The following is a 19,417-nucleotide window of genomic DNA, read 5'->3' on the forward strand; positions in this document are numbered from 1 at the left end:
CTCCTCCCAACTTCACTTGGGAGGCATAACGCCAATGCCCGGTATTGATTGGAAGATTCCCTTGCCCCTGTTGTTCGGGCAAGCCGACAGTGCGCCGCTGTCCCTTGCCCGCGCCCTGCCCCAAGACCCTCAACGCCCGGCCTTCGAGGCCTTCATCCAACAGCGCTTTCGCATTGCCCACGGTGCCGATATCCGTCATTTCATGCCGCAGCTGTTTGGCGTCAGCCAGGCCAACGGTCAACTGTGTGCCGTCGCCGGTGTGCGCCTGGCGAGCGACGAGCCGCTGTTCCTGGAGCGATACCTGGACCATCCGATCGATCCGCTGATCAGCGCCGCCGCCGAGCAACCGGTAGACCGCCGGGCCATCGCCGAAGTCGGCAACCTGGCTGCCAGCGACACCGGCAGTGCGCGCCTGAGCATCATCGCCATCACCTGGTTGCTGGCCATGGCCGGCCTGGAGTGGGTGGCGTTCACCGGCAATATCGGCCTGGTCAACAGTTTCCATCGCCTCGGTTTGAAGCCCGTCACCCTGTGCGCCGCCGACCCGCAGCGCCTGGGCGATGAGCGCCATCACTGGGGCAGTTATTACGAAAGCCAACCCTGGGTGCATGTCGGCAATATCCGCGCCGGCTTCACCCATCTGCGCAACATGGGCCTGTTCTCGCGCCTGGGGTTGCCTACCACAATTGAGGACGCCAGCCATGTCGCCTGAAACCCGCCGTTTCCACGCTGTTCTTCGCGGCTATGCCGAGCGCAATGACGGCACCGTCGCCCTGTGGGGAGACACCTTGAAGATGGATTACACTGCGCTGTTCGCCGAGGTGACCTATCGACAGGAACGCCTGCGCGATGAAGGCGTGAAGGTGGTGGCCCTGGCCCTGGACAATGGCGTCGAGGCCATGCTGTGGGACCTGGCGATCCTGTTCGAAGGCTTGACCTGCCTGACCCTGCCGCCGTTCTTCAGCCCGACCCAGCGCGCCCACTGCCTGGAACAGAGCCACGCCGAGCGCGTGATCGCCGAACCGTACCTGGACGCCCAATTGCACGCCGGCGGTTACCGCAAAACCGGCGATTTTTGGTGCCGCGCGTTCGAAGGTCGCCCTTCGATGCCCCTGGGCACGGCCAAAGTGACCTTTACCTCGGGCACCACCGGCACGCCCAAAGGCGTGTGCCTGAGCACCGACAGCGTGCTGCGGGTGGCCCGCGAGTTGTACCAGGCCAGCCACACCAGCGACCCGCGTCATCACCTGGCATTATTGCCACTTGCCATCCTGCTCGAGAACCTGGGGTGCTACGCCGCGCTGTATGCCGGCGCCACCTTGAGCTTGCCCAGCCAAAAGAGCCTGGGCATCCAGGGCGCCAGTGCGGTGGACGCTGCGCAATTGCTCGGCTGCCTGGCGGTGCGCCAGCCCCACAGCCTGATCCTGGTGCCGCAGTTGCTGTTGATGCTGGTGGTCGCCGCCGAGCAGAAGGCGTTCAGCCCGCAAGGCCTGCGCTTTGCTGCCGTGGGCGGTGCGCGGGTCTCCAAGACTTTACTGCTAAGGGCGCAGCAACTGGGCGTGCCGGTGTTCGAAGGTTACGGGCTCTCTGAGTGCGCCTCGGTGGTGTGCCTCAATCGTCCCGGTGCACAGCGGCCAGGCAGTGTCGGCCAGCCGTTGCCGCATGTTGAGATCCGCCTCGCCGAGGACGGCGAAGTGCTGATCAAGGGCTCGGCCTTGCTCGGTTACCTGGGCCAGACCGAACAGCCCGAACAATGGTGGCCCAGCGGCGACCTGGGCGCGTTCGATGACGACGGTTTTCTCTACCTCAAAGGCCGCAAGAAGCATCAATTCGTCACCAGTTACGGGCGCAACGTCAACCCGGACTGGGTCGAGGCCGAACTGACCCAGGGCGGCGCCATCGCCCAGGCCTTTGTCTACGGCGAAGCCCTGCCGGAAAACCATGCGCTGCTGTGGCCGCATCGTGCCGACTGCACCGATGCCCAACTGGCCGCCGCCGTGGCCCTGGCCAACAGCGGCCTGCCCGACTACGCGCAGGTGCATCGCTGGACGCGCCTGGAAGAACCGTTTACCGCCGCCAATGGCTTGCTCACCGCCAATGGTCGGCCACGGCGTGACGCCATCGTCGCGCGCTATCAATCCCGCCTTGCCCCTGCACTCAACGAGGAAACTTCATCGTGAACTTTTTTGACACGTTGCAAGACGCTACCCAACAGGAACGCCAGGCACTGTTCAGCCTGCCAATCATCCGTGATGCACTGGAAGGCAAAGTCAGCCTGGAAAGCTACCGTGAGTTCCTGGGCCAGGCCTACTACCACGTGCGACACACCGTGCCGTTGATGATGGCCTGCGGTGCGCGCCTGCCCTCGCGCCTGGAGTGGCTGCGCAAGGCGGTCGGCGAGTACATCGAGGATGAATATGGCCATGAGCAATGGGTGCTCGATGACATCGCGGCCTGTGGCGGCGACCGAGACGCGGTCCGTGACGGCCGCCCCGGCTTGCCCATCGAGTTGATGGTCAGCTACCTCTATGACCTGATCGCCCGTGACAACCCCGTCGGCCTGTTTGGCATGGTCAATGTGCTGGAAGGCACCAGCATCGCCCTGGCCACCCACGCGGCCGGCAGCATCCGTGACCGCCTGCAGTTGCCGGAGACGGCGTTCAGCTACCTGAGCTCCCACGGTGCCCTGGACATCGGACACATGGAGACGTATCGCCGCTTGATGAACAGCCTGGACGACCCCGCCGACCAGGCCGCCGTGATCCATTCATCCAAGGTGGTGTATGCCCTCTACACCGACATGTTCCGCAACCTGTCGCGTATCGGGGAGGCTCCCCATGCAACTGTCTGACGCCCGTGTGGTGCTGACCGGCGCCAGCGGTGGCATTGGCCTGGCGATCGCCACCGCGCTGTGCGCCAGTGGTGCACACGTGCTGGCCGTGGCGCGTCATCGCGCACCGCTGGAAGCCTTGTTGGCCCAGTACCCGGAGCAACTGTGCTGGGTGGGTGCCGACCTGACCTTCCTCAACGACCGGCGCAAGGTGCTGGCCGCCGCTGAAGCCATCGGCGGCGTCAACCTGCTGATCAATGCTGCCGGCGTCAACCACTTCGCCATGCTGGAACAGCTGGACGACAACGAAATCAACGGCATGCTCGCGTTGAACATCACCGCGCCGATCTGCCTGACCAAGCTGCTGCTGCCCATGCTCAAGCACGCCGCGAGCGCGATGGTGGTGAACGTCGGCTCGACTTACGGTTCGATCGGTTACCCCGGCTATGCCACCTACTGCGCCACCAAGTTCGCCTTGCGCGGGTTTTCCGAAGCCTTGCGCCGGGAACTGGCCGACACCCGCGTCGGTGTGTTGTATGTCGCGCCGCGCGCCACCCAAACCCGCATGAACAGCCCGGCGGCGCAGGCCTTGAACGATGCGCTCAAGTCCAACGTCGACGAACCGCACAGCGTCGCCGCCGCCGTGATCAAAGCGATTGCCAACGACCGCCGCGATCTTTACCTGGGCTGGCCGGAGCGCTTCTTTGTGCGCCTCAACAGCCTGCTGCCGAATCTGGTCGACCGTGGTTTGCGTAAACAACTGCCACTGGTACGCCGCCTGAGCGATAAACCCGTTAAAAAGGATCTGAACCCATGAAACGCCTCTTCGCCGCGCTGCTGCTCACCGCCCTGAGCCCGCTCACCTGGGCGCTGGACGCCGCCGACCAGCAACGTCTGACCGATATCCAGACGCGCTGGGCGCACATTCAATACAACCTGCCCGAGGAACAGCGCCCCCAAGCCTTTGAGCAGCTCGCCTCCCAGGCGACGGCCTTCACCCAGGCGCGGCCTCAAGCAGCCGAGGCCTGGATTTGGTCCGGGATTGTCAGCAGCAGTTGGGCCGGTGCCCAGGGTGGGCTTGGCGCGTTGAGCAAGGTCAAGGCGGCCAAGGTCGACCTGGAAAAAGCCCTCGCCCTCGACCCCAAGGCCCTGCAAGGTTCTGCCTATACCAGCCTGGCCGCACTGTATGATCGGGTGCCTGGCTGGCCGATCGGCTTTGGGGATGCCGACAAGGCTGAACCGTTACTCAAGCAGGCCTTGCAACTGAACCCGACGGGCATAGATAGTCTGTACTTCTGGGGTGATCACCTGTACCGGCAAAAACGCTACGGCGAAGCCCGTGATGCCCTGCAAAAAGCGCTGCTCGCCGCCCCACGACCTGGCCGGGAAACGGCCGATGCCGGACGGCGCAAAGAGATCGAAAGCGTGCTCGCCGACATCAACAAAAAACTCAACTGACAGGAGTCCCCATGCGCCTATTACTGATCGAGGATGACGAGGCATTGGGTGAAGGTATTCACCAGGCGCTGGTACGTGAGGGCTACACCGTTGACTGGCTCAAAGATGGCAGCAGTGCATTGCATGCACTGCTCAGCGAAACCTTTGACGTGGCGGTGCTCGACCTCGGGCTACCGCGCATGGATGGGCTGGAGGTGCTGCGCCGCCTGCGTGACAGCGGCTCGAACTTGCCGGTGCTGATCCTCACGGCGCGAGACGCCACCGAAGACCGTATCGCCGGGCTCGACGCCGGTGCCGACGATTACCTGATCAAACCCTTCGACCTGGCCGAGCTCAAGGCGCGCCTGCGCGCGTTGCTGCGCCGCAGTGCTGGCCGTGCGCGGGTCATGATCGAGCACGCGGGCGTCTGCCTGGACCCGAGCACGCAACAAGTCAGCTATCACGGCGAACCGGTGCTGCTCACCCCCAAGGAGTACCAACTGCTGCACGAACTGCTGTCGCCACCTGGCCGCGTCATGACCCGTGACCAGTTGATGCAGTTGCTCTACGGCTGGAACGAAGAAGCTGAAAGCAACACCCTGGAGGTGCATATCCATCACCTGCGCAAGAAATTCTCCAGCGAGCTGATCCGCACCGTTCGCGGCGTCGGCTACCTGGTGGAGGAGCGCGGATGACTTCTATTCGGCGGCGTACCCTGACCCTGATCATTGGCCTGCTGCTCGCCGGGCTGCTGCTGATCAGCGTGCTCAATCTGCATGACAGCAACCACGAAATCGCCGAAGTCTATGACGCACAACTGGCACAGAACGCCCGGCTGCTCCAGGGCGTGATGAGCATGCCGCTGGCCAGCCAAGACCAGGAAGACCTGTACCGTGCCTTCAACAAAGCCTTGGGCGCAGCTGTGCCCAAGGTGGATGGGCACCCCTATGAAAGCAAAGTCGCCTTCCAGGTGTGGAACACCAAGGGCGAACTGCTGGTGTTTACCGCCAGCGCACCCTCATTTGTCCCGGCGCCCAGCCAGCCGGGCTTCAGCAACGTCAGCGACCTGAATGGCCGTCAATGGCGCGGCTTCGTACTCAAGGACAAGGACAACGGCCTGCGGATCTGGGTGGGCGAGCGCGACGATGTGCGCACCGACCTGGTGCAGCGCATCGTGCGGCATACGTTGTGGCCCAACGTACTGGGTAGCCTGATTCTCGCCGCGATGGTCTGGCTGGCAATCGGCTGGGGTCTAAAGCCCCTGGCCGATATGGCCGCCACCCTGCGCGCGCGGCATTCCGGCTCCCTCGAACCGATGCAATTGACCCCGCTGCCCACGGAGCTTGAGCCGATGCAGGCGGCGCTGAACCGCATGCTCGCGCAGATCCAGGAAATGCTCGGCCGCGAGCGACGCTTCATTGCCGATGCCGCCCATGAAATGCGCACGCCACTGGCGGTATTGCGCGTGCATGCCCAGAACCTGCTGGAAGCCGGCACCGAAACCGAACGCCGCGAATCCCTGGCCTTTCTGATCGCCGGCGTCGACCGCAGCAGCCGTCTGGTCAACCAATTGCTGACCATGGCGCGCCTGGAACCCAGCGCCGTGCAACCGTCGATACAGGCCGTCGACCTGGCGACCACGGTGCGCGAAACCCTGATTCAATTGACGCCATGGCTGCTGAGCAAAGGCCTCGAACTGGTATTCGACGTCGAGGATGGTCCGTACCCGGTAAATACCGATGCCGCCGCAATCAATATCGCCCTGACCAACCTGGTGACCAACGCCGCGAACTTCTCCCCGGATCAGGGCGTGATCACCGTGGGCTTGCGCAAAAACGCCGAGCGTTTCGCCCTCACCGTCGACGATCAAGGCCCCGGCATCGACGAGACCGAGCGCGAACGGCTGTTCGAGCGTTTCTACAGCCGTGGCAATGCCCACGGTGCAGGCCTGGGCCTGACCATCGTGCAAACCATCGCCCAGCGCCTGGGAGGCCAGGTGCGCCTGGAAAACCTGGCGACCGGCGGCCTGCGGGCGACCCTGGAAATCCCCGGTTGACGGGACGTTAGCCGGCTAATGTGCCAGCCCTAGGGTCTGCGTCATCTACAGGTGTCTTCAGGGCGTGATCGCGACTTTCATCACACCGTCGCGCTGATGGGCAAACAGCTCATAGGCTGCCTCGATATCGTCGAGTTTGAAACGGTGCGTGACCAGCGGCGACAGATCCACCCCGCCGCTGGCAACCACGGCCATCAAGCGACGCATGCGCTCCTTGCCACCGGGGCATAGGGTCGACACGATGCTGTAGTCCCCCAGTCCGGCGCCAAATGCATCATAGGGAATGCGCAGGTCGCTGGAGTACACACCCAGGCTCGATACCCGGCCCCCTGGACGCAGTACGCGCAATGCCGACTCGAATGTACCTTGGGTGCCCAAGGCCTCGATGGCCACGTCGACCCCTCGGCCATCGGTCAGCGCCAGGATCTGCTCGACCACATCGCCTTTCTTGAAGTCGACGATATGGGTAGCCCCCAGGCCGCGGGCGACGCTCATGCGCTCGCTGACGCCATCGACGCCGATGATCATCGACGCGCCTTTGAGCCGTGCGCCTGCCACCGCGCACAGGCCAATCGGCCCGAGGGCGAATACCACGACGGTATCGCCGATGCTCACCTCGCCGCGCTCGGCACCGGAAAAGCCGGTGGACATGATGTCCGGACACATCAGCACCTGTTCGTCGCTCAGGCCATCGGGGATCGGGCACAGGTTGGCCAGCGCATCGGGGACCAGCACGTATTCGGCCTGGCAGCCGTCGAGGGTATTGCCGAACTTCCAGCCGCCTGCTGCGCGAAAGCCATGGCGGGTGTCGGGGCCGTCCTGGGAACCGCACCCGCACAGGCAGGCATAACTTTGCCCGCTGGGCGTGATGGCGCCCGCGATGACGCGCTGGCCCTCAACGAAACCGCGCACCTGGGAACCCAGCCGCTCGATCACGCCCACCGGTTCGTGGCCCACTGTCAGCCCTTTGGCCACCGGGTACTCACCGCGCAGGATATGCACGTCGGTACCGCAGATGGTCGTGGTGGTGATGCGCACCAAGGCATCCAGTGGGCCGACTTCGGGGATGGGTTTGTCGTCGAGGACGATGCGGTTTTTTTCAACGAAGACAGCTGCTCTCATGGTTGCCATGGTGTGACCTCCTGCGCCTAAAAAAGCCTGAATGGCCCCCAGACTGCACCGCGACGACGCCGCGCAAGTTGATAATGATCAACAATCCCCCAATTGATCGCGGCACCCGACCGGATGTCGCTGACATTGCCTGGGCTCAAGGCGACTTGATGCAAGTCAAACCGGCGCCGGCGCCCGGCGCCATGATCTGAGGCAAGCATCACTGCCCGATGCTACCTGCTGGTTACCCGAGGGAGATTGCCCATGTCTGCTCAAGCACGTTACTTGTTGCTGGTTTCGCCGTTGATGGAACACAGCCCCGCCTTCGACCGGGCCGCCGCCCTGGCCAAGGCTGAAGGCGCCGCGCTGCACATCCTCGCCTTCGACTATCTGGAGGGCCTGGCCACCGCCGGGCTGGTCAACGAGCAAGCCCTGGAACAGATGCGTATTGGCTACGTTGAGCGCCATCACCAGTGGCTGGAAGATCAGGCCAGACCCTTGCGCAAGCTCGGCCTGACCGTCACCACCGAAGTGGCCTGGGTGGAGAGCCCGCTACAGGAACTCCTGATTCGTCTAAAAGAAGAGCCTATGGCCTTGGTGATCAAGGCACTGGAGCACGAGTCACTGTTATCGCGCTTGATATTTACGCCGTTGGACGTCCACCTGATTCGCGAATGCCCGGTGCCACTGCATTTTGTCAGCGGGGCCCAGCACGCGTTACCGCGCAAGATCGTAGCGGCCGTCGACCCGTTCCATCACGACGAGCATTACGACAGCCTTAACGACCGCATCCTGCATGAAGCTGTCAAATTGGCGACAGCGTGTGATGCCGAGGTAGAAGTGATCTACGCCCATGACTTGTCCGATCTGGGGGCCCAGGAGTATGGGTTTGGTAGCGGCGCCGGGTTCTTCTCTTCTGTGGCCGCCAAACGGCTGTTCGACGAACAGGGCAAGGCCTTCAATGACCTGGCCGCACGCAACGGTATTCCGCCAGCACAGCGCCATATGATCCTGGGTAACCCGGCGAAAGTGCTCTCCAGCTATGCCGATGCCTATAACGTCGATGTGATCGTCATGGGCCGGGTCGGTCATCGCGGCCTGTCACGCCTGCTCGGCAGTACCGCCGAAACGCTGCTGTATAAAATGCCATGCAGCGTCTGGATGGTTAAACCGGAAGTGCTCGACTGAACGATCATCGGATCGCACACGCGATAGTTGGCACGCCCTCGCTGTAGCACTCGCAGCGAGGGGCATGCAAAAAGCATCCATTTTGCGACGGCGGCGCTAGACTCATTGCACTCGAAAGCGATCAACGGCTCAATTATATAAAACGTGCATCTATCTTTCTCCGATGTTTGGATGTTTAGTAAAGGGAATATAGGTGTGCAAGAGGCTTGTGTAATGAAGTCAACACCCCGTCTTGTACACGTCCAACATTTAAAAACAACCTGCGCCAGTTGCAGCGTTTTGGAGCTGTGCTTGCCCATAGGCCTGACCGACCTCGAAGTAGGTCGCCTGGACACCCTGATTCCACAACGTCTCAAAGTAAAAAAAGGCGCTTCGCTGTATCGCGCCGCCGATCCGTTGCGCTCGCTCTACGCCGTGCGTACCGGGTTTTTCAAGACCTGCATACTGTCCATGGACGGCCGTGAACAAGTCACCGGTTTTCAGATGGCCGGGGAAATGCTCGGCCTCGACGCCATCAGCGCCGACGCCCATGCCTGCAATGCCATTGCTCTGGAAGACAGCGAGGTGTGCCCTCTGCACTTCAATCAACTTGAGCGACTGGCCGGTCAAATACCGTCATTGCAACATAACTTGAACAAAATCATGAGCCGCGAAATAGTGCGTGATCACGGCATGCTATTGCAGATGGGCAATATGAACGCCGATGAGCGGCTTTGTGCATTTGTATTGAATCTATCGATGCGGATGAGTACGCGTGGCTATTCACCGCGATCATTTGTATTGCGCATGAGACGTGAAGAAATTGGCTCTTACCTGGGCCTGCGACTGGAGACGGTGTGCCGCAGTATTGCGCAGTTGCGCAAACTGGGCCTGGTGCATATCAGCGCACGCAATGTCGAGATTCTCGACATGCCGAAACTCAAGACGTTTATCGCCGGCTGTCATCGCCATGGTGCCGAGTAACAGGGCTTCATCTGATCCAAATCAGATTGACCGGTGAGCAAAGGCGTAGAACCGACGCAACAGGGCGCTGTTCCTGGCGCCCCAACACGGAGGTTTACCATGCCCACCATTGCAGAGCACAACCGGCAAGCCGCTCCCGCCTATGCGGCCGTCCCGCACGAACACTGGATCGAAGCGCTTGATGACGGCCGCCATGTGTTGATCCGTCCGTTGAGGACCGACGACCGGGAACGCGAATATAACTTCATCAAGGGTTTGTCCCGAGAGTCCCGGCACGCGCGCTTCCTCGGTGAAATCAACGAGCCCGGCAAGACCCTGCTTGATCAATTGATGGACGTCGACAATCAGCAACGTGTGGCATTCATTGCTCTGGTGCATGAGAACGGCAAGCTGATCGAGATCGGCGTCGCGCGGTATGCCGCAGCCAAGGAGCATGAATGTGAATGCGCGGTCACCGTGGCTGACCCTTGGCAGCACCTGGGGCTAGGGCGCATTTTGATGCAGCACCTGATGACCGCCGCGCGAAAAAACGGCTTCACGTTGATGTACACGGTTGATGAAGCGACCAACGCCCCGTTACGTGAACTGAACCATGCCTTGGGCTTCCACACCGTAACCGACCCCGATGACGCTACCCAGGTGATCAGTAGCGTGGCGCTCTGAGCATCACAGCCCGGCATCAGGGCGGACAGCCGCCCTGATGCCAGTCAGCTAAGGGAGAACACTGTCACTCAACGTCCTCCGCTTCATCCGGGTCCTTGAGCGGCACTTATGCATCATCCATCAGCGACCCCGGGTCTTCGTTGCCGGGGTCGTTAAGCTCTTCTTCCTGATCTTCTTCCTGATCTGCTGACATGACCGCCTCCTCTAACCACCTTGGGTTGTGTACGCATAGGCCAGCTCCTTTGAAAAACGCAGCCTGCATAAAGATAAGGTTCTGTGTGGGCCGTTAAAGTTCCTATGAATGTTAAGCGCCTGGGTTATCCACCTGGATGTAAAACGCATAGGCGCCGAGCAGCACCCAGAACACCATGAACAGCCACGGCGCGCGCATGGAAAACAGCAGGGACTTGCGATAGCCCTTGTGGGATGACTCCATCTCGGAAAACAGCGGCGATTCGTCGTAGGCCATGCCCATCAGGGGCTCGCTGCGCAACAGTTCGCTCTGCTTGTAATGCCAGTGATCGATGATCTCGTAAGCGGCACGAATCCCCGGCCAGGCATTCAGGGAACTGAGAATGCCGAGCAAGGCCAGGAACACCGGCACCACCAGGGTGAACAGCTTGCCCCATTCCGGGTTGAGGTTGCCCATGCCGGACACGAAGGCAATCACCAGGAACGACTGCGCCGTGAGATACGCGTCCGTGCGGTTGGCCAGAATCGAGGTTTCGTACTGGATTTCGCGGCGATAGAAGTCCAGGCGGTCCTTGGGGGAGCCGAAGATCTTCGCGTTGTGTTCACTGTGATCGGTCAGGCTCGATTCCGGGGTGTCGGGTGAAATGATTCTGGGCACATCAGTGCTCCCTACGGGGCTGAACCCTTTGGAAAACGGTGGCTGGGGTGAAGTTCAAGTTTGCTCGTGCACGGTTCTAGTGCGCAAACCGCTCCATTGTGGTGAGTGAGCTTGCTCGCGCTGGAGTGCGCAGCGCTCCCGTCTTTTGGGGCCGCTACGCAGCCCAGCGCGAGCAAGCTCGCTCGCCACAAGGGAATAGAGACGCTTTGCCGGTTTCGGCACAGGCATTGCTTAATCCATTCATCGTTCACCTGCCATGCCCAGATACAGGAGCATTCGTTACCCCCCGACCCAGAGCCGACCCCATAAGAAAGTAAGGACCTGGCCCGATGGCACCCTGCGCCACGGGCTCATAAAAATGCGTTTTTCAAAGCGGCAGTGCCCCCCGCGCTTCCCTCGGCACTGACAAGGTACTGGAATGGCTCAATCTTTCTTTGATGAAATGAATGACGCACACGGCGTGTGCCGTGCGCACTATCAGGATTTCTCCCGCTGGCTGGCCAATACGCCGCCGGAACTGCTGGCCCAGCGTCGCCGCGAAGCCGACCTGTTGTTCCACCGCGCCGGGATCACCTTCACCTTGTATGGCGACGAGCAGGACACCGAGCGCCTGATCCCCTTCGACATCATCCCCCGCAGCATCCCCGCCAGTGAATGGAGCGTCATCGAGCGCGGCTGTATCCAGCGCGTCAATGCGCTGAACATGTTCCTTGCCGATATCTACCACGACCAGCGCATCATCAAGGCCGGGATCATTCCGGCGGACCAGGTGCTAGGCAACGAGGGTTACCAGAAGGCCATGGTCGGCCTCGACCTGCACCGCGACATCTACTCGCATATTTCCGGGGTGGACCTGGTGCGCGATGGCGACGGCACCTACTACGTGCTCGAAGACAACCTGCGCACCCCCAGCGGCGTGAGCTACATGCTCGAAGACCGCAAAATGATGATGCGCCTGTTCCCCGAAGTATTCGCCAAGCAGCGCATCGCGCCCGTAGACCACTACCCCAACCTGCTGTTGAAAACCCTGAAAAGCGCCAGCCGCCTGGACAACCCCAATGTGGTGGTGCTGACGCCAGGGCGTTTTAACAGCGCATTTTTCGAGCATGCGTTCCTGGCCCGGGAAATGGGCGTGGAGTTGGTGGAAGGCGCCGACTTGTTCGTGCATGACCTCAAGGTGTTCATGCGCACCACCGACGGTCCCAAGGCCGTGGACGTGATCTACCGCCGTATCGACGACGCGTTCCTCGACCCGCAGGCGTTCAACCCGGAGTCGATGCTCGGCGTGCCGGGCCTGGTCGCGGCCTACTGCGCCGGCAACGTGGTGCTGGCCAACGCCATCGGCACCGGCGTCGCGGACGACAAGTCGATCTACCCTTACGTGCCGGAAATGATCCGTTTCTACCTGGACGAAGAGCCGATCTTGCAAAACGTGCCGACGTTCCAGTGCCGCAAGCCCGATGAGCTGTCCCACGTACTGGCCCACCTGCCGGAATTGGTGGTCAAGGAAACCCAGGGCTCCGGTGGCTACGGCATGCTGGTCGGTCCCGCATCCACGGCGGCCGAGATCGAGGACTTCCGCCAACGCATCAAGGCGCGTCCCCACGCCTATATCGCCCAACCGACCCTGAGCCTGTCCACCTGCCCGACGTTTGTCGAAAACGGTATCGCCCCCCGGCATATCGACCTGCGCCCGTTCGTGCTGTCCGGTAAGGAAACCCGCCTGGTACCCGGTGGCCTCACACGGGTGGCGTTGCGCGAAGGCTCGTTGATCGTCAACTCGTCGCAAGGCGGCGGAACCAAGGACACCTGGGTGGTGGAGGGCTGAGTATGTTGAGTAGAACCGCCGCAGATCTGTACTGGATGTCCCGTTACCTGGAGCGTGCCGAGAACCTGGCGCGCATGCTCGAAGTCAGCTATTCGCTGTCATTGATGCCCCAGGCCGGGCACAGCGATGGCCTCGACGAACTGGCGATGTCGCTGCTCAGCAGCGGCACCCTGGATAACTACCTGGAGCGCCACGGCCAACTGGATGCCGAACGCATGTTGCACTTCTTCGCCCTCGACGAAGAAAACCCCGCCAGCATCTACAACTGCCTGCGCGCCGCGCGGGGCAACGCCCATGCCGTGCGCGGGCGTATCACCGCCGACATGTGGGAAAACCTCAACGCCACCTGGCTGGAAATGCGCAGCATCGCCGCCGGCGGGCTGGCGCGGCATGGCATCAGCCACTTCTGTGATTGGGTCAAGCAGCGTTCACACCTGTTTCGCGGGGCGACGTCGGGCACCATCATGCGCAACGATGCCTATCGGTTCATTCGCTTGGGCACCTTTGTCGAGCGCGCCGACAACACCTTGCGTCTGCTGGATGCGCGCTACGAGATGTTCGGCGAGGAATCGGAGGAAGTCAGCGACTTGTCGGCGCGCGGTTATTACCAGTGGAGCGCCCTGCTCCGCGCGCTGTCGTCATTCGAGGCGTACACGGAACTGTATCCGAATGCGTTGAATGCGCGCTCGGTCTCGGAGTTGCTGTTGTTGCGCAGTGATGTGCCGCGCTCGTTGCATGCCTGCATTGAGGAACTGAGCCATATTTTGGCGGATTTGCCGGGCAGTTATGGACGCACCGCGCAGCGCTTGGCCGCCGAGTTCGAAGCGCGGCTGCGCTATACCGGGATCGACGAAATCCTCGAAGAAGGCTTGCACAGCCGCCTGACGGAATTCATCGACACGGTGCGCGAGTTGGCGCGGGCGATTCACAGCTCGTATCTGGAGGTGGTTTAGACATCGAGGTGCGCGCCCTTTCGCTCGCGGTATTCCCGAGGGGAGCAGTTCATCAGGCGCTTGAAGGCACTGCTGAACGCACTGTCCGACTGATACCCGAGTGACTGGCCGATACGGGACACGCTGCTGCCCGAAGTGCTCAAGGCCTGTACTGCCAGGTGCATGCGCCAGCGAGTCAGATACTCCTGGGGCGCCATCCCGACCCGCTGCTTGAAGTGCAGGGCAAAGGTCGAACGGGACTGGCTCGCGACACCGGCCATGTCGCTCAAGGTCCAGCGGCGTGCCGGTGCGGCGTGTATTTGCTGCAGTACCGGTGCCAACCGCGGATCGTTCAACGCCGCCAACCATCCCGTGGTGCTGGCGCCCATGGATGCCTGATAGAGGCGCAGGATCTGCACCAGCATCATCTGCGCCAGATGCTCGGTCATCAACGCCGCGCCTTGCATCGGGCTGGCATATTCCCGAGCCAAGCGCTCCAGGCACCAGCGCAAAACGCTGGCCTGCTCGGACCTGGCGCTGATGCGCACCACCGGCGGCAACCCCTCCAGCAAGAGCCGGGCGTCGTCACCGTAGCTAAAACGCCCGCCTATCAGGAACAGATCAACAGTTTCACCCAGACGGGCAATACCCCCCACCGCGTCACGGTACACCTCGCGCGCATCAACGCCCTCCCGCGCCAGGTTGCTGGACAACCTCCAGGGACGGTTTTGCGTCAACAAAAAGCAATCGCCCTCGCTCAAGGGGATCGGCACCGGCATGCCCTCCACTTCCAGCCAACACTTTCCCTCCACCACAGCGTTGAACTTGATGCCCTCCGGCGGCGGAAAATCCAGGGCCCAATCGCCGCCAGCCTTGAGGCCGGCGAAATAGGCACGATGGCTCTTTAACAGTGCCACCACCTCGGACAGGCTATCCATAAAAAATCTCCGGACGATCGCGATAGAAAAACGGACTTTAGGCCGTTTCGCGTCCGGCCTCTAGGGGAGAACATAGCCGCCCCTCATGGAGAGCGCCCTATGATCCATACACAAAGCCCTATCGAGAGTGGATTCGACGGCACGACAACCGCTTTGCAAGCGTTGGCGGGTAAAGATTTGCACGGTATGACTGCCATCGTCACCGGAGGTTATTCAGGCATTGGCCTGGAAGCCGTGCGCGTATTGGCAGGCGCAGGCGTCACGCTTTAGTCGCTATCGCCCACCACCGTGGCAACAGCTGCCGCACCCGCGCTTCGCCGAACCGATCATCGATCAACATCACCACGCCGGTGTCCTGCTGGCTGCGGATCACCCGCCCCGCCGCCTGCACGACTTTCTGAATGCCCGGGTACAAGTAGGTGTAGTCGTAGCCGGAGCCGAAGATCGCGCCCATGCGCTGCTTCATGTGTTCGTTGACCGGGTTCAGTTGCGGCAGCCCCAGGGTGGCGATGAACGCGCCGATCAAGCGCGCGCCGGGCAGGTCGATGCCTTCGCCAAACGCGCCGCCCAGTACCGCAAAGCCAACGCCCTGGCTGTGTTCGGTGAACTGCTCGAGAAAGGCCTGGCGCTCGGTTTCGACCATACCGCGTGACTGCTGCCACAGTGCGATGTGCGGGTGTCGCTCGGCGAGTAACAGCGCCACTTGTTGCAGATAATCGAAACTGCTGAAGAACGCCAGGTAATTACCCGGTTGGCGGGCGAACTGCTCGGCGATCAATTCTACGATGGGTTCCAGTGAGGCCTGGCGATGCACGAACCGGGTGGAGACCTCATCGACAATGCGCACCCGCAATTGCGCGGCATTGAACGGTGATTCCACATCGACCCAGGCGGTGTCCGCCGGCAGGCCCAGCAGGTCGGCGTAGTAGTGACGCGGGCTCAGCGTGGCGGAAAACAACACGCTGCTGCGTGCCGCCGTCAATCGCGGGCGGATGAATTCGGCGGGCACCACATTGCGCAGGCACAACGTGGAGCCGCTGCGCTTGCCGCGCAGTTGGCGCAGGCTGATATCAAAGATGAAATGTTCGTTGAACAGCTCGGCGACCTTGGCAAATTGCAGTGCTTCAAAATAGAAGGCTTGCAGATCGCCGGTGAGTGCCTCGGGGTGGTCGTTGAAGTAGTCACCCATGGCGCTGGCGCAAAGGCTCAGGGCCTGGAGCAGTTTGTCGGGTTTGGCCGCGTAGGCTTGATAAGGCGCGAGCTGGTCCTTGTGCAAGGCGTTCCACTCACGATTCAGGCGCTGCAAGGGCTTCTTCAACGGCTCAGGCGCCATATCGCGCACGGTCTTGAGGGCGTACTGATCAAGGCTTGCGCTGTACATCGAACGGGCGCGCTCCACCAGGTTGTGGGCTTCGTCCACCAGCACCGCGACGCGCCACTGGTTGAGTTGGGCCAGCCCGAACAACAGCGCGCCAAAGTCGAAATAGTAGTTGTAGTCGGCGACCACCAGGTCGGTCCAACGGGCCATTTCCTGGCTCAGGTAATACGGACAGACGCCGTGCTCCAGAGCGACCTCGCGCAGGTTGCGCTGGTCGAGCAGGCGCACCTTGGCGGCAGCGTTACGCGCGGCGGGCAAGCGGTCGTAGAAACCCTTGGCCAACGGGCAGGATTCGCCGTGGCAGGCCTTGTCCAGGTGTTCGCAGGCCTTGTCCCGCGCCACCAGCTCCAGCACGCGCAGCGGCAACTCGGGACTGCTGGCGTACAGCACGTGTGCGGCGTCGAGGGCCAGTTTGCGGCCCGGGGTCTTGGCGGTGAGGAAAAACACCTTGTCCAATTGCTGGGGCGCCAAGGCCTTGAGCATGGGGAAGATCGTGCCGACGGTTTTGCCGATGCCGGTGGGCGCCAGGGCCATCAGGCAGCGGCCGGTGCTGACAGCCTTGTACACCGACTCTGCGAGGGTGCGCTGGCCGGGGCGAAAGTCGCTGTGAGGGAACGTCAGGGTCTGCGCGGCGCGGTTGCGGGCGTCGCGGTGCTGCATCTCCTGGCGCGCCCAACCGAGAAACAATGCGCATTGCTGGTTGAAGAACTGTTGCAGATCGGCGGCCGCAAAGCGCTGGTTCAGCAAGGTTTCGCCCTCGCCAACGATATCGAAATACACCAGCGCCAAATCGATGTGCGCAAGCCCAAGCTTCTGGCACATCAGCCAGCCGTAGACCTTGACCTGGGCCCAGTGCAATTGCCGATGGTTGGCGGGCTGGGCATCGAGGTCGCCGCGGTAGGTCTTCACCTCTTCGAGGCGGTTACTGTCCGGGTCGTAACCGTCCGCCCTGCCCCGCACCTTGAGCGCCTCGTATTCGCCTTCCAGGGCCACTTCGTTCTGGTAGTGCGCACTGCGCCGGGAGGCGACCGTGCGATGACCGGCGATGCCTTCCTGGGCGCTAGGCGACGGTGTAAAGCGCAGGTCAAGGTCGCCGACCTTGGCCGTGAACTCACACAGTGCGCGCACCGCCACGGTGTAACTCAAGCGGGCTGCACCCAGCGCACATAACAGACGGTGACCGGCATCTGGTACTCGCCACAGAACTCCAGCCAGCGCAGTTGGTTGTCTTGCAGGCGATCGCCAGGGCCTTTGACTTCGATCATGCGGTAGGTTTTCTGGGCGGGCCAGAACTGGATCAGGTCCGGCATACCGGCGCGGTTGGCGCGGATGTCCAGCAACAGCCGCTCGAACCAGTAGTGCAAGTGTTCGGCGGGCAAGCACGCCAAGGCCTGCTCCAGCAGCTCTTCACTGAGCAGGTTCCAGAAGACAAACGGTGACTGGATGCCCCACTTGTCCACGTAGCGTTGGCGGATGGTGTTTTTGTAGCGTTCATCCTGCAGTTGCTCGAAACAGGCGGCGAACAGTGACGCACGGCGCTGATGAAAGTCTTCGCTGTGCAGATCCGCCGGCCCGCGCTGGAACGGGTGAAAGAATGCCCCCGGCAGCGGCGCGAAGATCGCCTCCCAGCACAACAGGCCGAACAGCGAATTGATCAGGCCGTTTTCGACGTAGTACACCGGCGCATCGGGCTCGCTCAGATGGGCCTGCACGCAATACTCCACCGACATCAAGGGTTCCGGCAGTGGCAGCGCCAGGTCCAGGCGCGTGACTTCGCGCGGCTTGACCTTGGGCAAGGCCGGCGCGCCCAATTTGCGCCGCAGGCGTGGCAACACACGCAGCAGGTGTTGCTGCTCGGCGGGACTTTCCGGTGCCTCTTGGGCGGCGCATGCCAGGGCCATGGCCTGGGCGTAGTCTTCCTGGCGCTCCAGCACGCGAATCAAGCGTGAGCGTGCGCCAGGATAAGCACAGGCGCGGTAAATCTGCTCGGCCAGCGCCAACTCGGCACTGCGCTCGCAATACTGGCCGACCTGGAACAACAGCTTGGCCCGGCGTTTTTCCAGCCATGGGTTGTCGGTCTGCAAAGTGGCGATCTGCGCCAGCACACTGTGCAGCGCTTGCGCGGACTCAAAGGCTTGCTGGCACTGGTGCAGGAACAGAAACCCCAGCACGTCATCACGGCTGCGCAAACCACGGGACTCGGCACAAAACTCGACCTTTTCGTAGGTATAGATGCCCAGGTCCGCCAGCACGAACTCCGACCAGTCCTGATGCAGGTTGCCGAAGAACAACAACCGTAGGCGATCACACAAGTCCATCACGGTGAGGCTGTAGAGCACGTCATCCAGCTCGGGGCACCAGTGCGCAAAGCGGCGCTGCTCAGTGAACTGCGGCGCCAACTGCTCAAGCCAATCGGTCTTCTTACCCTTGGGCTGGTCGATCCATGGCTGGAACGCGCCCAGCACCTCGCCCTTTTGCAGCAACCCAAACAGTTCGTCAAAACCCAGCAGGCACTGATCATCGATCCAACCCAATGCCTTCAACGGGTGCGCCGCAGCATGCGGGCAGCCGATCTCCAGATAATTGAGCTTACCCGCCCGAAAATGCACGCCCTTGCGCATCACCATGCGCACCAGCAATGCCTGGGACGCCTGCGGCAACCTGTCAAATTGCTGAATGAAATGCACTTCGTCAGCATCGAGCAAATCGGCATAGCGTTGCCCCAGCCAATCGAGCACCTGGCGGAAGTTATGCAGGTAATACAGGGGGTCTTCGAGGGGGTCGGCCATGGTCCGCAGCGATCAAATACTGGTTATGCATACAGATTGCCGTCGTAGACGCGTTGTTGCAATCGGTAATAGATAAATGGCGCACGCAACTTTTTGCATAAAAGTGATCAGATGGGGGAGTTGATCGCGTAACATTTATGGCCCGCAGCCGCAGGTAGCGGGACTTTTCAGGGTTAAGGTAAGGGTTATGAGCATGAAGAATTTGGGGCTGCCACTGGTTGCACTCACTTTTCTGGTATTGGCCGGTTGCGCGACGCAAACCGTAGTGACATTGCAAAATGGCACGCAGTATTTAACCAAAGACATACCGAAGACCAATACCGCCGACGGTTTTTATGAATTCACCGACATCGCCGGCAAGCACATCCGCGTCAGAGCCGGCGATGTGGCCACGGTTCGCAAGGAAGACTGATCCCTCACTGCCGCCCCCGATCAAACATGTGGGAGCCCGCCGG

Annotated in this window: 19 protein-coding genes; 14 read left to right on the forward strand and 5 right to left on the reverse strand. The window is 61.7% G+C overall.

Going from position 1 to position 19,417, the window contains the following annotated elements:
- Positions 1 to 34: 34 nt before the first annotated feature.
- The 7 genes from ACS5Q8_RS14660 to ACS5Q8_RS14690 are packed head-to-tail and all read left to right on the forward strand — an operon-like array spanning position 35 to position 6,323.
- Positions 35 to 712 (forward strand): thermostable hemolysin, encoded by a 678-nt coding sequence (locus ACS5Q8_RS14660; RefSeq protein ID WP_276193049.1) that lies wholly within the window; start codon positions 35 to 37, stop codon positions 710 to 712.
- Positions 702 to 2,180, forward strand: a complete 1,479-nt coding sequence (locus ACS5Q8_RS14665; RefSeq protein WP_276193050.1) for an AMP-binding protein — start codon at positions 702 to 704, stop codon at positions 2,178 to 2,180. The genes ACS5Q8_RS14660 and ACS5Q8_RS14665 overlap by 11 nt, the downstream gene beginning before the upstream one ends.
- Positions 2,177 to 2,851 (forward strand): iron-containing redox enzyme family protein, encoded by a 675-nt coding sequence (locus ACS5Q8_RS14670; protein WP_443697317.1) that lies wholly within the window; start codon positions 2,177 to 2,179, stop codon positions 2,849 to 2,851. Before ACS5Q8_RS14665 ends, ACS5Q8_RS14670 begins: the two co-directional genes overlap by 4 nt.
- On the forward strand, positions 2,838 to 3,647 hold the full coding sequence (locus tag ACS5Q8_RS14675) for an SDR family oxidoreductase (RefSeq protein WP_443697318.1): 810 nt from the start codon (positions 2,838 to 2,840) through the stop codon (positions 3,645 to 3,647). The genes ACS5Q8_RS14670 and ACS5Q8_RS14675 overlap by 14 nt, the downstream gene beginning before the upstream one ends.
- Positions 3,644 to 4,288, forward strand: a complete 645-nt coding sequence (locus tag ACS5Q8_RS14680; RefSeq protein WP_276193053.1) for a tetratricopeptide repeat protein — start codon at positions 3,644 to 3,646, stop codon at positions 4,286 to 4,288. The genes ACS5Q8_RS14675 and ACS5Q8_RS14680 overlap by 4 nt, the downstream gene beginning before the upstream one ends.
- Positions 4,289 to 4,299: 11 nt before the next feature.
- Positions 4,300 to 4,962: a response regulator gene (locus ACS5Q8_RS14685; protein ID WP_276193054.1), complete on the forward strand. Its 663-nt coding sequence runs from the start codon at positions 4,300 to 4,302 to the stop codon at positions 4,960 to 4,962.
- Positions 4,959 to 6,323, forward strand: a complete 1,365-nt coding sequence (locus ACS5Q8_RS14690; RefSeq protein ID WP_276193055.1) for a sensor histidine kinase — start codon at positions 4,959 to 4,961, stop codon at positions 6,321 to 6,323. Before ACS5Q8_RS14685 ends, ACS5Q8_RS14690 begins: the two co-directional genes overlap by 4 nt.
- A 57-nt stretch (positions 6,324 to 6,380) precedes the next feature.
- On the opposite strand, the gene ACS5Q8_RS14695 is transcribed toward ACS5Q8_RS14690, so the two are convergent.
- Positions 6,381 to 7,454, reverse strand: coding sequence for an NAD(P)-dependent alcohol dehydrogenase (locus ACS5Q8_RS14695; protein WP_276193056.1), 1,074 nt, complete (start codon positions 7,452 to 7,454; stop codon positions 6,381 to 6,383).
- 243 nt (positions 7,455 to 7,697) lie between these two features.
- Here ACS5Q8_RS14695 and ACS5Q8_RS14700 point away from each other — a divergent pair, with 243 nt between their 5' ends.
- From ACS5Q8_RS14700 to ACS5Q8_RS14710, 3 genes are all read left to right on the forward strand, one after another.
- Complete coding sequence (locus tag ACS5Q8_RS14700; RefSeq protein WP_276193057.1) at positions 7,698 to 8,621, forward strand: universal stress protein; 924 nt, start codon at positions 7,698 to 7,700, stop codon at positions 8,619 to 8,621.
- A 213-nt stretch (positions 8,622 to 8,834) separates the two neighbouring features.
- Positions 8,835 to 9,584: a helix-turn-helix domain-containing protein gene (locus ACS5Q8_RS14705; RefSeq protein ID WP_276193058.1), complete on the forward strand. Its 750-nt coding sequence runs from the start codon at positions 8,835 to 8,837 to the stop codon at positions 9,582 to 9,584.
- A 99-nt stretch (positions 9,585 to 9,683) separates the two neighbouring features.
- Positions 9,684 to 10,247 carry a GNAT family N-acetyltransferase gene (locus tag ACS5Q8_RS14710; RefSeq protein ID WP_443699467.1) on the forward strand — a complete coding sequence of 188 codons (564 nt, stop codon included), beginning with the start codon at positions 9,684 to 9,686 and terminating at the stop codon, positions 10,245 to 10,247.
- 304 nt (positions 10,248 to 10,551) lie between these two features.
- Here ACS5Q8_RS14710 and ACS5Q8_RS14715 read toward each other — a convergent pair whose 3' ends face one another.
- A complete protein-coding gene (locus ACS5Q8_RS14715) occupies positions 10,552 to 11,097 on the reverse strand; it encodes a hypothetical protein (RefSeq protein ID WP_465159069.1) in 546 nt (181 codons plus the stop codon).
- A 418-nt stretch (positions 11,098 to 11,515) separates the two neighbouring features.
- Between ACS5Q8_RS14715 and ACS5Q8_RS14720 the strand changes: the two genes are divergently transcribed.
- Together ACS5Q8_RS14720 and ACS5Q8_RS14725 are read left to right on the forward strand one after the other, a co-directional pair.
- Positions 11,516 to 12,925 (forward strand): circularly permuted type 2 ATP-grasp protein, encoded by a 1,410-nt coding sequence (locus ACS5Q8_RS14720; RefSeq protein WP_247399929.1) that lies wholly within the window; start codon positions 11,516 to 11,518, stop codon positions 12,923 to 12,925.
- 2 nt (positions 12,926 to 12,927) lie between these two features.
- Positions 12,928 to 13,878, forward strand: a complete 951-nt coding sequence (locus ACS5Q8_RS14725) for an alpha-E domain-containing protein (protein ID WP_276193062.1) — start codon at positions 12,928 to 12,930, stop codon at positions 13,876 to 13,878.
- Here the strand turns inward: ACS5Q8_RS14725 and ACS5Q8_RS14730 are convergent.
- The gene (locus ACS5Q8_RS14730; RefSeq protein WP_276193063.1) at positions 13,875 to 14,795 is read right to left on the reverse strand and encodes an AraC family transcriptional regulator; all 921 of its coding nucleotides are present in this window, start codon (positions 14,793 to 14,795) and stop codon (positions 13,875 to 13,877) included. The genes ACS5Q8_RS14725 and ACS5Q8_RS14730 overlap by 4 nt on opposite strands.
- A gap of 99 nt (positions 14,796 to 14,894) precedes the next feature.
- On the opposite strand from ACS5Q8_RS14730, the gene ACS5Q8_RS14735 reads away from it, so the two are divergent.
- Positions 14,895 to 15,065 (forward strand): hypothetical protein, encoded by a 171-nt coding sequence (locus ACS5Q8_RS14735; RefSeq protein WP_247399924.1) that lies wholly within the window; start codon positions 14,895 to 14,897, stop codon positions 15,063 to 15,065.
- Here ACS5Q8_RS14735 and ACS5Q8_RS14740 read toward each other — a convergent pair.
- Both ACS5Q8_RS14740 and ACS5Q8_RS14745 read right to left on the reverse strand, forming a co-directional pair.
- The gene (locus tag ACS5Q8_RS14740; protein ID WP_465159070.1) at positions 15,055 to 17,319 is read right to left on the reverse strand and encodes an ATP-dependent DNA helicase; all 2,265 of its coding nucleotides are present in this window, start codon (positions 17,317 to 17,319) and stop codon (positions 15,055 to 15,057) included. The genes ACS5Q8_RS14735 and ACS5Q8_RS14740 overlap by 11 nt on opposite strands.
- Complete coding sequence (locus tag ACS5Q8_RS14745; protein WP_465159071.1) at positions 17,316 to 18,962, reverse strand: VRR-NUC domain-containing protein; 1,647 nt, start codon at positions 18,960 to 18,962, stop codon at positions 17,316 to 17,318. Before ACS5Q8_RS14745 ends, ACS5Q8_RS14740 begins: the two co-directional genes overlap by 4 nt.
- 187 nt (positions 18,963 to 19,149) lie before the next feature.
- Between ACS5Q8_RS14745 and ACS5Q8_RS14750 the strand changes: the two genes are divergently transcribed.
- Positions 19,150 to 19,374, forward strand: coding sequence for a YgdI/YgdR family lipoprotein (locus tag ACS5Q8_RS14750; RefSeq protein WP_276193066.1), 225 nt, complete (start codon positions 19,150 to 19,152; stop codon positions 19,372 to 19,374).
- Positions 19,375 to 19,417 lie beyond the last annotated feature (43 nt).

It is taken from the genome of Pseudomonas sp. PAMC25584, assembly GCF_058135675.1.